Source organism: Micromonospora sp. NPDC049175, from assembly GCF_043197345.1.
Classification (GTDB): domain Bacteria; phylum Actinomycetota; class Actinomycetes; order Mycobacteriales; family Micromonosporaceae; genus Micromonospora.
In genome coordinates, this window is the sequence record NZ_JBICSY010000003.1 from 668,007 (window position 1) to 681,781 (window position 13,775).

11 protein-coding genes are annotated in these 13,775 nt (G+C 73.5%); 10 read left to right on the forward strand and 1 reads right to left on the reverse strand.

What is annotated here, in order from left to right:
• Positions 1 to 125 precede the first annotated feature (125 nt).
• The 9 genes from ACGFH8_RS16930 (at position 126) to ACGFH8_RS16970 (ending at position 9,543) form a co-directional block, all read left to right on the forward strand.
• Complete coding sequence (locus ACGFH8_RS16930) at positions 126 to 1,400, forward strand: adenosylmethionine--8-amino-7-oxononanoate transaminase (RefSeq protein ID WP_393367863.1); 1,275 nt, start codon at positions 126 to 128, stop codon at positions 1,398 to 1,400.
• A gap of 63 nt (positions 1,401 to 1,463) precedes the next feature.
• Complete coding sequence (gene pyrF, locus ACGFH8_RS16935; RefSeq protein WP_393367865.1) at positions 1,464 to 2,300, forward strand: orotidine-5'-phosphate decarboxylase; 837 nt, start codon at positions 1,464 to 1,466, stop codon at positions 2,298 to 2,300.
• A gap of 178 nt (positions 2,301 to 2,478) precedes the next feature.
• The gene (mihF, locus tag ACGFH8_RS16940; RefSeq protein WP_030335662.1) at positions 2,479 to 2,796 is read left to right on the forward strand and encodes an integration host factor, actinobacterial type; all 318 of its coding nucleotides are present in this window, start codon (positions 2,479 to 2,481) and stop codon (positions 2,794 to 2,796) included.
• A gap of 25 nt (positions 2,797 to 2,821) precedes the next feature.
• Positions 2,822 to 3,355: a guanylate kinase gene (locus tag ACGFH8_RS16945; RefSeq protein WP_393367866.1), complete on the forward strand. Its 534-nt coding sequence runs from the start codon at positions 2,822 to 2,824 to the stop codon at positions 3,353 to 3,355.
• Positions 3,356 to 3,418: 63 nt separating this feature from the next.
• Positions 3,419 to 3,682 carry a DNA-directed RNA polymerase subunit omega gene (gene rpoZ, locus ACGFH8_RS16950; RefSeq protein ID WP_007075826.1) on the forward strand — a complete coding sequence of 88 codons (264 nt, stop codon included), beginning with the start codon at positions 3,419 to 3,421 and terminating at the stop codon, positions 3,680 to 3,682.
• Between the two features lie 14 nt (positions 3,683 to 3,696).
• Positions 3,697 to 4,905, forward strand: coding sequence for a bifunctional phosphopantothenoylcysteine decarboxylase/phosphopantothenate--cysteine ligase CoaBC (gene coaBC / locus ACGFH8_RS16955; RefSeq protein ID WP_393367868.1), 1,209 nt, complete (start codon positions 3,697 to 3,699; stop codon positions 4,903 to 4,905).
• 87 nt (positions 4,906 to 4,992) lie between these two features.
• The gene (gene metK, locus ACGFH8_RS16960) at positions 4,993 to 6,186 is read left to right on the forward strand and encodes a methionine adenosyltransferase (RefSeq protein ID WP_357812654.1); all 1,194 of its coding nucleotides are present in this window, start codon (positions 4,993 to 4,995) and stop codon (positions 6,184 to 6,186) included.
• Between the two features lie 59 nt (positions 6,187 to 6,245).
• Entirely contained in the window at positions 6,246 to 8,303 is a 2,058-nt protein-coding gene (locus tag ACGFH8_RS16965; protein ID WP_393367869.1) for a primosomal protein N', read from the forward strand.
• 256 nt (positions 8,304 to 8,559) lie between these two features.
• Positions 8,560 to 9,543 (forward strand): AAA family ATPase, encoded by a 984-nt coding sequence (locus tag ACGFH8_RS16970; protein WP_393367871.1) that lies wholly within the window; start codon positions 8,560 to 8,562, stop codon positions 9,541 to 9,543.
• A 130-nt stretch (positions 9,544 to 9,673) separates the two neighbouring features.
• Here the strand turns inward: ACGFH8_RS16970 and ACGFH8_RS16975 are convergent, their stop codons facing one another.
• Positions 9,674 to 10,954 carry a hypothetical protein gene (locus tag ACGFH8_RS16975; protein WP_393367872.1) on the reverse strand — a complete coding sequence of 427 codons (1,281 nt, stop codon included), beginning with the start codon at positions 10,952 to 10,954 and terminating at the stop codon, positions 9,674 to 9,676.
• Positions 10,955 to 11,196: 242 nt separating this feature from the next.
• On the opposite strand from ACGFH8_RS16975, the gene ACGFH8_RS16980 reads away from it, so the two are divergent.
• Positions 11,197 to 13,686 (forward strand): ATP-binding protein, encoded by a 2,490-nt coding sequence (locus ACGFH8_RS16980; RefSeq protein ID WP_393367874.1) that lies wholly within the window; start codon positions 11,197 to 11,199, stop codon positions 13,684 to 13,686.
• Positions 13,687 to 13,775 lie beyond the last annotated feature (89 nt).

Sequence of the window (13,775 nt, forward strand, 5' to 3'; positions counted from 1 at the left end):
CGTCCGCGGGTGCAGAGCAAAGGCGGCGGCCGTAGAAGCGACGGCGGGGGAGGCGGCGTCGGCGAGGTTCGACCCGGCCGCAGGACGTCCGCCGTCCGGGCCGCTTGAGGCACGAAGGAGTACGCGTGACACCCGAGGAGATCCTGTCCGCCGATCGGGCCCACGTCTGGCATCCGTACGCCACGCTGCCGCCGACGAACCCGCCGTACGTGGTGGAGAGCGCCGAGGGGGTGCGGCTGCGGCTGGCCGACGGGCGGGAGCTGGTGGACGGCATGTCGTCCTGGTGGGCGGCGATCCACGGCTACCGGCACCCGGTGCTGGACGCGGCGGTGACCGACCAGCTCGGCCGGATGAGCCATGTGATGTTCGGCGGGCTCACCCACGAGCCCGCCGTACGGCTCGCCCGGAACCTCGTCGAGCTGACCCCGGATGGTCTGGAACACGTGTTCCTGGCCGACTCCGGCTCGGTGAGCGTCGAGGTGGCGGTGAAGATGTGCCTGCAGTACCAGCGGGCCGTCGGTCGACCGCAGCGGCGCAGGTTGGCGACCTGGCGGGGCGGCTACCACGGCGACACGTTCCACCCGATGAGCGTCTGTGACCCGGAGGGCGGCATGCACCACCTCTGGGGTGACGTGCTGCCCCGGCAGGTGTTCGCCCCGGTCCCGCCCGGCGGCTTCACCGACCCGCCGGACGACGCGTACGTGGCGGCGTTGGCGGAGACCGTCGAGCGGCACGCCGACGAACTGGCCGCGGTGATCGTCGAGCCGGTCGTCCAGGGCGCCGGGGGGATGCGGTTCCACCATCCGGGTTACCTGCGGGCGCTGCGCGAGGTGACCCGGGCGCACGGGGTGCTGCTGATCTTCGACGAGATCGCCACCGGGTTCGGCCGTACCGGTGCGATGTTCGCCGCCGAGCACGCCGGGGTGACGCCGGACGTGCTGTGCCTGGGCAAGGCGCTCACCGGGGGCTACCTGACGCTCGCGGCGACGCTCTGCACCCCGGAGGTCGCCCGGGGCATCTCCTCCGCCGGCGTGCTGGCGCACGGACCCACGTTCATGGGCAACCCGTTGGCCTGCGCGGTGGCCAACGCCTCCATCGGGCTGCTGCGGGCCGGGGACTGGTCGGCCCAGGTGGCCAGGGTCGGTGCCGGCCTGCGCGCCGGCCTGGAGCCCCTGCGCGGTGCGCCCGGCGTGGCCGACGTGCGGGTGCTCGGCGCGATCGGGGTGGTCCAGCTCGACCACGACGTCGACCTCGGCGCGGCCACCGTCGCCGCGGCCGATCAGGGGGTGTGGCTGCGCCCGTTCCGCGATCTGGTCTACACGATGCCGCCGTACGTCACCGACGACGCCGACCTGGCCCGGATCACGGCCGGGGTGGCGGCGGCGGTGGCGGCCGGCTGAACCGCTTCGTCAACGGACACCCGGGAGGCGCTCCGCCGCCCGGCAGGAGAGAGGGAGTACCGGATGGAGAGCTTCGGAACCCGGCTGCACCGGGCGATCAGCGAGCGGGGGCCGCTCTGCGTGGGCATCGACCCGCATCCCGGTCTGCTGGCCGGCTGGGGCCTCCCGGACGACGTTTCGGGACTGGACCGGTTCGCCCGGACAGTCGTCGAGGCGCTCGGTGACCGGGTTGCGGTGGTGAAGCCTCAGTCGGCCTTTTTCGAGCGATTCGGATCCCGCGGAGTGGAGATCCTTGAGTCAACTATCCGACAGTTACGGAATGCTGGCTCGCTCGTTCTCCTCGACGTGAAGCGCGGCGACATCGGCTCGACGGTGCGCGCGTACGCCTCGGCGTATCTCGATCCATCCAGCCCGATGTATGTCGACGCGGTCACCGCGAGCCCCTACCTCGGAGTAGGTTCGCTGGCGCCGATGTTCGAGCTGGCCGCCGAGCACGGCGGCGGAGTGTTCGTGCTGGCCCTCACTTCCAACCCCGAGGGCGCGGCCGTGCAGCGGGCGCGCACGGCCGACGGCCGGACCGTGGCGCAAACCGTGATCGACGAGATTTCCCAGCTCAACCGGGGTGCGATTCCGCTCGGAAGCTTCGGTCTGGTGGTTGGCGCGACCATCGGTGACACCGGTCACGACCTCTCCGACGTGCGGGGTCCGCTGCTCGCCCCGGGGCTCGGCGCGCAGGGTGCGGGTGCCGCCGATCTGCGTACCGTCTTCGGTTCGAGCCTCGCCTCGGTGCTCCCGTCGTACTCCCGGGAAGTGCTCTCGGCCGGCCCCGATGTCGACGCCCTGCGGGCCGCCGCGGACCGGGTGTTGGCCGACTGTCGGGCCGTTCTGCCTGCCCGGTGACTGACTGACGGGTCGGTCACCTTACGGTGATCATGCGGCCCCCACGTTGCCGAAAGCTCCGTTGGCCGCTAGTTTTCCCCGCGCTGGGAACCATGGACCCCTTGGTTCACAGCGACACCACGTTTCACAGATGCGGCGGTGCGCCCCGCCCGCCGCGATAGGGACCTGAGGAGAACTGGTGCCGCTCCCGTCACTGACCCCCGAACAACGCGCTGCCGCGCTCGAGAAGGCCGCGGAGATCCGCAAGGCCCGTGCTCAGCTGAAGGAGCAGCTCAAGCAGGGCAAGACCACTCTTGGTGCCGTCCTCGAGCGCGCCGAGAGCGACGACGTCGTCGGAAAGCTCAAGGTTTCGGCCGTCCTGCAGGCCATGCCGGGTATCGGCAAGATCCGGGCTACCCAGATCATGGAGAAGCTCAAGATCGCCGACAGCCGTCGCCTGCGTGGCCTCGGCGAGCAGCAGCGCAAGGCACTGCTTGGAGAGTTCGCCGCCAACTGAACCTGGCAGCGTGTAGAAACAAGCAGTGAGCACGGATGACGAGGCGCGCCCGGCTGCTCGGCTCACTGTCCTGGCTGGACCTTCGGGTTCCGGCAGGGAGAGTGTCGTCGAGTTGGTCCGGGCGCGTTCTCCGTCCGTGTGGATCCCGGTGCCGGCAACCACCCGCCCGCGCCGGGAGTCGGAGATCGACGGGGACGACCGCGTCTTCCTCGCCCCCGCCGAGTTCGATCGCCGGCTCGCCGTCGGCGAGCTGCTGGAGTGGTCCCGGATCGGCGGATACCGCCGGGGCACGCCCTACCCGCCGCTGCGGGCCCGGCTCGACGCCGGGCAGCAGGTGCTGCTCCCGCTCGACCTGCCGGGCGCCTCGCTGGTGCGGGCGCGCCTGCCCGCCGCGCGGTTGGTGCTGCTGAGCCCACCCGGGTACGCGCCCGACCCCGCCGTGACGGCCGCCTTCGCGCACACGCTGACCCACGACCGCACCGAGCGGGTGGTCGACGAGCTGGTAGGCTTACTCGGTTCTTCTTATCCGGACCCGGCCTGGTCGCGCGTGCGCGGCTGACCGCCGGCGCCGTTGAGACTCAGCACCGCGTGCGCGCGGCTCGAAAGACGCAGAGGTTAATTCGTGGGATCCATCGCCAACCCCGAAGGCATCACCAACCCGCCGATCGACGAGCTCCTCGAGAAGACGACGTCGAAGTACGCGCTTGTCATCTTCGCCGCCAAGCGCGCGCGTCAGGTCAACGCCTACTACAGCCAGCTCGGCGAGGGCCTGCTGGAGTACGTCGGCCCGCTCGTCGAGACCACCCCGCAGGAGAAGCCCCTCTCCATCGCCATGCGCGAGATCAACGCGGGCCTGCTCACCGCCGAGCCGACCGACCAGCCGTAAGCTCCCGCCGGCCGATGTCCGCCTCGATCGTCCTCGGGGTCGGCGGCGGCATCGCCGCCTACAAGGCGTGTGAGCTGCTGCGACTCTTCACCGAATCGGGCCACCGGGTTCGGGTCGTGCCGACCGCGTCGGCGCTCCGCTTCGTCGGGGCGCCGACCTGGGCGGCGCTCTCCGGCCAGCCGGTCGCCGACGACGTCTGGACCGACGTCCACGAGGTGCCGCACGTCCGGCTCGGTCAGCAGGCCGACCTGGTGGTGGTCGCGCCGACCACCACCGACCTGCTCGCCAAGGCCGCGCACGGGCTCGCCGACGACCTGCTGACCAACACCCTGCTGACCGCCCGCTGCCCGGTGTTGCTGGCCCCGGCCATGCACACCGAGATGTGGGAGCACCCGGCCACCGTGGCCAACGTCGCCACGCTGCGCTCCCGGGGGGTCCGGGTCATCGACCCGGCCGTCGGGCGGCTCACCGGCGTCGACACCGGCAAGGGTCGGCTGCCGGACCCGGCGGAGATCTTCGCCGTCGCCCGTCGGGTCCTGGCCCGGGGCGGGTCCGCGCCCGCCGACCTGGCCGGCCGCCGGGTGGTCGTCACCGCCGGTGGCACCCGGGAGCCGCTGGACCCGGTCCGCTTCCTGGGCAACCGCTCGTCGGGCAAGCAGGGGTACGCGTTCGCCCGCGCGGCGGTCGCCCGAGGCGCCCGGGTCACGCTGATCGCGGCCAACGTCTCCCTCGCCGACCCCGCCGGCGTCGACCTGATCCGGGTCGGCACCACCGCCGAGTTGCGGGAGGCGACGCTGAAGGCCGCCGTCGAGGCCGACGCGGTGGTGATGGCGGCGGCTCCGGCCGATTTCCGGCCGGCGACCTACGCGCCTGGCAAAATCAAGAAGTCCGACGACGGTGTCGCGCCCACCATCGAGCTCGTCACGAACCCGGACATCGCGGCGGAGCTCGGCCAGCGCAAACGGCCGGGGCAGCTGCTCGTGGTGTTCGCCGCCGAGACCGGCGATGCCGAGGCCAACGGCCGGGGGAAGCTCGCCCGGAAGCGGGCCGACCTGATCGTCATCAACGAGGTCGGCCCCGACCTGGTCTTCGGCGCCGACACCAACACGGTGACCGTCGTCGGCGCGGACGGCTCGGTCAGCCGGCTGCCCGAGCAGGCCAAGGAGGCCGTGGCCGATACCGTCTGGGATCTCGTCGTGGCGCGTTTGCCGGTCCGCTCCTGACGGGTGGAACAGAGCGCGACCGGTCCCTACACCGGCCGCAGTGGTGATTAGACTGCCGCGGAACGACCTCACACGCTTAGGAGTGCCGTGACACGCCGCCTCTTCACGTCCGAATCGGTCACGGAAGGCCACCCGGACAAGATCGCCGACCAGATCAGCGATGGCATCCTCGACGCGTTGCTGACCGAGGATCCACACAGCCGGGTCGCGGTGGAGACCATGATCACCACTGGCCAGGTGCACATCGCCGGTGAGGTGACCACCAAGGCGTACGCCGACATCCCGACGATCGTCCGCCGCACCATCCTCGACATCGGCTACGACTCGTCGAAGAAGGGCTTCGACGGGGCGTCCTGCGGCGTCAGCGTCTCCATCGGCGCGCAGTCCGAGGACATCGCGCAGGGCGTGGACAACGCCTTCGAGCTGCGTACCGGGGCGTCGGAGAGCGCGCTCGACGCGCAGGGCGCCGGCGACCAGGGCATGATGTTCGGCTTCGCCTGCTCGGAGACGCCCGAGCTGATGCCGTTGCCGATCGCCCTGGCCCACCGCTTGGCCCGCCGGCTGGCCGCCGTGCGCAAGGACGGCACGATTCCCTACCTGCGGCCGGACGGCAAGACCCAGGTGACGATCGAGTACGAGGGGCTGCGCCCGGTCCGGTTGAACACAGTTGTCGTGTCCAGCCAGCACGCCGCGGACATCTCGTTGGACTCGCTGCTCACCCCCGACGTGCGCGACCACGTGATCGCCCCGGAGCTGGAGAGCCTCGGTCTGGACACCGACGGCTACCGGCTGCTCGTCAATCCGACCGGCCGGTTCGAGATCGGTGGCCCGATGGGTGACGCCGGCCTGACCGGGCGCAAGATCATCGTCGACACCTACGGCGGCTACGCCCGCCACGGCGGCGGCGCGTTCTCCGGCAAGGATCCGTCCAAGGTGGACCGCTCCGCCGCGTACGCGATGCGTTGGGTCGCCAAGAACGTGGTCGCCGCCGGCCTCGCCGAGCGCTGCGAGGCGCAGGTCGCCTACGCCATCGGCAAGGCCCACCCGGTGAGCCTGTTCATCGAGACGTTCGGCACCGAGACGGTGCCGGTGTCCTCGATCGAGAAGGCCGTCGCCGAGGTGTTCGACCTGCGCCCGGCCGCGATCATCCGGGACCTCAACCTGCTCCGCCCGATCTACCAGCAGACCGCCGCCTACGGCCACTTCGGCCGGGAGCTGCCGGACCTGACCTGGGAGAGCACCGACCGGGCCGCCGACCTCAAGTCGGCCGCGGGAGCCTGACCGCCACCACGCGTAGCGACCGGCGACCCGCGGACGGGTCGCCGGTCGCGCGCGTCTGCGTGGATGTCGGACTGGCGCACCTGGACCGGCCGTTCGACTACCTGGTGCCGGCCGAGCTGGACGCGGTGGCGGTGCCCGGCACCCGCGTGAAGGTGCGCTTCGCCGGAAAGCTCGTCGACGGGTGGCTGTTGTCCCGCGCCGACGACTCCGGGCACACCGGCCGGCTCGCGTACCTGGAGAAGGTCGTCTCGCCGGAGCCGGTGCTGGCGCCGGAGATCGCCCGGCTGGCCCGCGCGGTCGCCGACCGGTACGCGGGCAGCCTCGCCGACGTGCTCCGGCTCGCCGTCCCACCCCGGCACGCCCGGGTCGAGAAGGAGCCCCGCGACGACCAGTCCACCCCGGCGGACGCCGACGCACCGGCCGCCGATCCCTCGGCCGTGCGGCCCGGGCCCACCGTGTCCGCGACCATGGAGCCCGGGACCGTCGACCCGGCGACCGTGCGGCGGGAGCCCACCGCGTCCGTGACCGTGCGGCCGGAGCCCGTCGCTCCGGGGACTGCGGGGGCGGTCGACCCGCGCGGGTGGCGGGACTACCCGACGGGCCCGGCGCTGCTGCGGGCGCTCACCGACGGCCGGGCGCCCCGCGCGGTCTGGTCGGCGCTGCCCGGCGAGGACTGGGCGGCCCGCTACGCCGACGCGGTGGCCGCCACCGTCGCCGGCGGGCGCGGCGCGGTGGTCGTGGTGCCCGACGCCCGCGACCTGGAGCGGCTGGACGCCGCGCTCACCGGCGTGCTCGGCCCGGGGCGGCACGTCAGCCTCTCCGCCGCCCTCGGTCCGGCCCGGCGCTACCGGGCGTTCCTCGCCGCCCGCCGCGGGCAGGTCTCGGTGGTGATCGGCACCCGGGCGGCGATGTTCGCCCCGGTGGACCGGCTCGGCCTCGTCGCCATCTGGGACGACGGTGACGACCTGCACTCCGAGCCCCGCTCGCCCTACCCGCACGCCCGCGACGTGCTGCTCACCCGCGTCCAGCTCGCCGAGGCCGGTGCGCTGGTCGGCGGGTACGCCCGCACCGCCGAGGCGCAGCTGCTGCTGGAGACCGGCTGGGCGCGGGAGGTGGTGGCCGAACGGGCCACCGTACGGGCTCGGATCCCGGCCATCGCGCCGACCGGCGACGACCCGCAACTGGCCCGCGACCCGGGGGCCGCCACCGCCCGACTGCCCAGCCTGGCCTGGACGGCCGCCCGCGACGCCCTGCGGCAGGACCTGCCGGTGCTGGTGCAGGTGCCCCGTCGCGGCTACCTGCCGTCGGTCTCCTGCGCCGAGTGCCGCACCCCGGCCCGCTGCGAGCACTGCTCCGGGCCGCTCGCGCTGCCCTCGGCCGGCGGCACTCCGGCCTGCCGGTGGTGCGCCCGGGTGGCCGCCGCGTACGCCTGCCCGCACTGCGGTGGACGGCGACTGCGGGCCGCGGTGACAGGCGCCCGGCGGACCGCCGAGGAGCTGGGTCGGGCGTTCCCCGGTGTGCCGGTACGCACCTCGGGGCGCGAGGAGGTGCTGACCGACGTGCCCGGCGGCGCGGCCCTGGTGGTGACCACGCCCGGCGCCGAACCGGTCGCCGAGGGCGGCTACGGCGCGGTGCTGCTGCTCGACTCGTGGGCCCTGCTGACCCGGGCCGACCTGCGGGCCGGCGAGGAGGCGTTGCGCCGCTGGCTGGCGGCGGCGGCCCTGGCCCGTCCGGCGCCGGCGGGCCGGGTGGTGGTGGTCGCCGACGGTGCGCTCGCCCCGGTGCAGGCGCTGCTGCGCTGGGACGCCGCCTGGTTCGCCGGCCGGGAGTTGGCCGAGCGCCGGGAGTTGGGCTTCCCGCCGGCCGTCCGGATGGCGAGCGTCACAGGCACGGCCGAGGCGGTGGCCGACCTGCTCGGCGCGGCCCGGCTGCCCGACGACGCCGAGGTGCTCGGGCCGGTGCCGGCCGAGGAGGGCCGGGAACGGATGCTGGTCCGGGTGCCCCGGGCCCGGGCTGCCGCGCTCGCCGAGGCGCTGCACTCGGCCGCCGGTGCCCGCGCCGCCCGCAAGGCCGCCGATCCGGTTCGTCTCCAGGTCGACCCGCTGAGCCTGTTCTGAGCAGTTCCGGTGGGTGCCGGCGGGCAGCGACCCCGGCCCGCGCGGCCGGCCCTCGCACACCGCGTCCGACAAAGCGGTGGCGGCGGAGTGGTAGCATCGCCCGTCATGCCAAGGCGTACGACGACTCCAGGTTGCGACGGAGCGTCACAGGCGCCGAGCTGGGGCCGCCGCAGGATGGCGCGACGATGGCGGGAACGCGTCGGTCGGACGCGATGTCGATGATGTCTTTGAGCCGGTGAGCAGGGGTGGACCAGTCGTGACCGTTGGACAATCGATCGTCTTCAACGGCGACCTCGGCAGCGGCAAGAGCACCGTGTCGGTCGAGATCGCCAAGCGGCTCGGCATGCGCCGGGTCAGTGTGGGAGACCTCTACCGCGAGATGGCGCAGCAGCGGCAGATGACCGCTCTGCAGCTCAATCTGCACGCCGAGCTCGACCAGGCCGTCGACGGCTACGTCGACCAGCTCCAGCGGGACATCGCCGCCTCCGGTGAGCGCCTCATCATGGACTCCCGGCTGGCCTGGCACTTCTTCACCGACGCGCTCAAGGTGCACATGATCACCGAGCCGGGTGAGGCGGCCCGCCGGGTGCTCGCCCGCCCGTCCGGGCCGGCGGAGAGCTACGCCTCCCTGGACGAGGCCAAGGCCAAGCTCCGGGAACGCAGCGCCAGCGAGCGCAGCCGGTTCATCGTCCGGTACGGGGTGGACAAGGCCCGCCTGCGCAACTACGACCTGATCTGCGACACCACACGTGCGTCGGCCACCGAGGTGATCGAGCACATCGTCGCCGCGTACGAGGGCACGCTCGGCGCCGAGGTGCTGCGCGACGGGCCGCCGCTGCTGCTGCTGGACCCGGCCCGCGTCTACCCGACCGAGGACATCGCCACCCTGCGGGGTCTGTGGGACACCGACTTCGTCGGCGACGTGGCCGAGGCCGGCGACGAGGCCCTCGAACCGCTGAAGATCGGTTTCACAGGTGAGTACTTCTTCGTCGTCGACGGTCACCGCCGGCTCAGCGCCGCCCTGCAGAACGGGTTCTCGCTGGTCCCCGCCCAACTGGTCGCGGAGGTCGACGAGCCGGTCGTGGGGGGCATGACGGCGATCGACTACTTCGCCGCCCAGGTCCGCCCCGGCCTGGTCTACGACTGGGAGGCGGCGCACAAGATCCACCTGCCGCTGCCCGAGCCCGCGCTGCTGCGCGGTGACGCGGTGCTCGCCGGGGATCCGGCCGCCGGCGTCTAGGGCGTGTGTCAAAGCCCCTGGCCGAACCGAGGACTTTGACACACGCCCTGAGCCCAGCGGTGGGCCGGGCCGGCACGCGGGGTGCGCGCCGGCCCGGCCACCTGTTCACTCGTCGCGTCGAGGCGATGCCTCAGCCGAGGACCACGCCGGAGGCGCCGACGCCGGCCATCCCCGAGAGGATGTCCTCGTAGTAGAACCGCCAGGCGCACACCCGGCCGGTGGTCACGTAGCCGGTGCAGGGCACCGTGGTGTTGGTGTCGTCGATGGCGGTGTTGGTTCCGGTCGCCCAGACCTGGAGGGTGTTCGCCGCGTTCACGATCTCCACCGGGCCGCCGCTGTCACCCTGACCGACGGCGTTGGTGCCGGTGGTGTTCTCGGCCTGTACCTGACCGCAGACAGTGCCGAAGTTGCGCACGTTGATGCACAGGTTGCGGGCCTTCACCTGGATCGAGCAGCGGGTCCCGGAGTACGCGCCGGAGGAGCACACCCAGTTGCCGACCTGGCTGGGCGTCGCGCCGATCACCTGGTTGTTGAACTCACTGACCACCGCGCCGGCCGCAGTGGTGCTGTTGTTGAAGACCCGGCCGCCCCCGCTGCCGTTGAGCAGCAGGGTGTCGGTGCTGACGTTACGGGTGGTGACGGTGCCGATCGTCTGCCCGGTCGGGTCGGTCGCCAGGACGTTCAGGTTGGCGCAGTGCGCGGCGGAGAGCACCCGCGTCACCCCGCCCTGGTAGACACCGAAGCCGGTCGAGCAGCCACCGCCGGTGGCGGTGTTGCGCCACGCGGCGCCACCCCACCACGGCGGCGAGTCGTCCCACCGGGTCGCCGGCGCGGCGGCGACGCCGGTCTGCACGGTCACCGGGACACCGGCGAGTGCCGACGCGCCGAGCAGACCGTCCTGGGTGCCGACGAGCAGGCCGGCGCCGTCGGCGCGCGGTCCGACAGTGGTGATCTGGTTGCCGGCCTTGGCCCGCAGCCGGTCGGCCGCGGCGAAGAGTTCCCGCTGTGAGTACGGGGCGGACAGCACCTTGGTGGCGACGGTGGCCCGGGTGGTGGCCATCAGGTTGGCCGGCGGCTCGCCCTTCCAGTAGACCTGGAGCTGTCGGGTGGTGGGGTCGGCGACGATTCCGGCGAAGCCGGAGGTCGCGCTGCGCTCGGCGGCCTTCGTGATCCGCGCGGCGGCGGTGTTCATGCGCTCCTGCAGCTTGAGCAGCTCCGACCAGGAGGCGAAGCCGCCGGGCACAGGCGTGCTGTCGACGAACGATCCGGTGGTGGCGGCCTTGCCTCCGGGTGCGGCGGTGGCCGGTGCGGCGGACACGCCCGTGGCGAGCAGCGTGAGGCCGAACGCGGCGACGGCGACGCGACGCAGCAGCGACGGGGACCGCCGGACGGTCAGATGTGGACGGATCATCAGTACCTCTTCCCCCAGGGTGTGTGGAGCGGGGTCGAACCCGCACCAGGACGGTGGCATGGGACGTCGGCTCGACGCGGCGCATCCTGGACGGGACTGGACACCGCCGGACACCGCCGGACGGTCGACCGTCCGACAGGGAACTGTCAGACATCGGCGCTCGCCTATCGAAGGGCGCTGGGGCGGAATTAGCCTGCCCGTGCGCATCCGGGGCGGCCGGGTGACCGGGGGGTGGGAGCCGCATGTCCGACCAACGGGTACCTTCCGTTCGACCGGCGGCACCGGGATCGTCCGCGGCGTTCGAGGTGGCCCGCGGCGGCGCGGAGGCGCAGACACTGCAGGAGCTGGCCGGGTTGCTGCGCCAGTTGCGTCGTCGGGAAGCCCGTCAACAGGGCGAGACCCAGCTGACCTACCGGCAACTGGCCGCGAAGACCGGCTGGTCGCGCGGGATCATCGGGGAGTACTTCGCCGGCAACATCCTGCCTCCACCGGAGCGGTTCGACGCGCTCATCCGGCTGCTCGGGGCAACCCCCGCCGAGCAGGGTGTGCTCGCCACGGCACGGGACCGGGTCGAGGAGCGCCGTCGAAGCCCGAACCGGGACCACGCGACGACCGGACGGGCGAGCGCCGGTGCCGGACGAGCCAGGGCCGGTGGCCCGCGCCCCGGTACGCCGGCGGCCCGCTTCCCGGTGCCCCGCCAACTGCCCCCGGCGCTGCCGGGCTTCGTCGGGCGTGCCGCCCAGCTCGCCGAACTCGACGCGGCGTGCGCCAGCCCCGGCGGGTCCGGGGAGGACGGCCTGGCGACGGCCACCGTCATGACGTTGTCCGGCACGGCCGGGGTCGGCAAGACGACGCTGGCGGTGCACTGGGCGCACCGGGTCGCCGACCGCTTCCCGGACGGCCAGCTCTACGTCGACCTGCGCGGGTTCGACGCCTCCGGAGCGGTGGTGACGGCCGTCGAGGCGGTCCGGGGGTTCCTGGAGGCCCTCGAGGTGCCGCCCGAACGCATCCCCACCCACCTGCCCGCGCAGGTGGGCCTCTACCGCAGCCTGCTCGCCGGCCGCCGGATGCTGGTGCTGCTCGACAACGCCCGCGACATCGACCAGGTCCGTCCCCTGCTGGTCGGCAGCCCGAGCTGCCTGGTCCTGGTCACCAGCCGCAACCAGCTCGCCGGTCTGATCGCCGCCGACGGCGCCCGGCCGATCGGCGTCGGCCTGCTCAGCACCGCCGAGGCGTGGCAACTGTTGGCCCGGCGGCTGGGCGCCGACCGGCTGGCGGCCGAACCGCAGGCGGTGGACGAGATCATCGAGCGGTGTGCGCGGCTGCCGCTGGCGTTGGCGGTGCTCGCCGCCAGAGGCGCGGCGAATCGCGCCTTCGGCCTGGCCACCCTCGCCGACGAGCTGCGCGAGGCGCCGCACCCGCTGGACTCGTTCGACGGTGGCGACGCCGGCAGCGACGTGCAGGCGGTCTTCTCCTGGTCGTACCGGAGCCTGACGCCCGCGGCGGCGCGCCTGTTCCGGCTGTTCGGCTGCCATCCGGGGCCGGAGCTGGGGGTCGCCGCGGCGGCCAGCCTGGCCGGGCTGCCCCGGGGCCAGGTGCCTCGACTGCTGGCGGAGCTGGCCCACGCCCACCTGGTCACCGAGCAGGCCCCCGGCCGGTTCGGCGCGCACGACCTCCTCCGGGCGTACGCGACGGAACTGGCGGAACGTCTCGAGCCGGCGGAAGCCCGGCAGGCCGCGATCCGGCGTGGGCTGGATCACTACCTGCACACCGCCCACGCGGCCGCGCTGCTGCTGCAACCGGGCCGGGATCCGGTCACCCTGGACGCCGCCCCACCGGGCGTGCTGCCCGAGGCGATCACCAACCACGGTCAGGCGCTCGCCTGGTTCACCATCGAGTACCCGGTGCTGCTGGCGGCGGTGGCCCACGCGAGACGTGCCGGGTTCGACGGCCACGCCTGGCAGCTGGCCTGGACACTCGTGGACTTCCTGCAACGGCGGGGGCGGTGGACGGACCTGGCCGTCGCCCAGCGGAGCGCCCTGGCCGGGGCCCGGCGGGCGGGCGACCGGCTCGGGCAGGCGAACGCCCACCGCGACCTGGCCCGGGTGCTCTCCCGGCTGGGTCGGGTGGAGGAGGCGGCCCGCAACTACCGGCAGGCCCTGGTGATCTTCGAGGCGTTGGGTGACCACACCGGGCAGGCGCGCACCCACCGGGCGTTCGGCGCGATGTTCGACGGTCTCGGCCGCTATGCCGAGGCGCTGGACCACGGCCAGCGGGCCCTGACGCTGTACCGGGACGCCGGCCACCCGGCCGGGGAGGCCAGCGCCCGCAACGCGGTCGGTTGGGCACACGCCCAGCTCGGTCAGTACGGGCCCGCGCTCGCGCACTGCGAGCAGGCGTTGGCGCTGCTGCGCCCGACCGGCGACCGGCATGGTGAGGCGAACACCTGGGACAGCCTCGGCTTCATCCACGCCCGGTTGGGTGACCACCGCGCGGCGATTCGCTGTTACCAGCGGGCGCTGGGCCTGTACCGGCGGATCAGCGACCGCTACGACGAGGCGGACACCCTGTCCCGGCTCGGCGAGAGCCGCCACGCGGCGGGGGACACGGCCGGTGCCGTCCGCACCTGGCGGCGGGCGCTGGGCATCCTCGACGACCTCGGCCACCCCGACGTCGAGCGGGTACGTGACCTGTTGAGCCGGGCGACGGCCAGGTGCGCGATGCGGAGTTGACGCTCGCCCCCGAACTGCCCGGACGTCGGCGAGGGGTCGCCGCCGGGCGCGCGCGGCCGGTGCCCGGCAGCCGGCCGGTGACGCTCGGC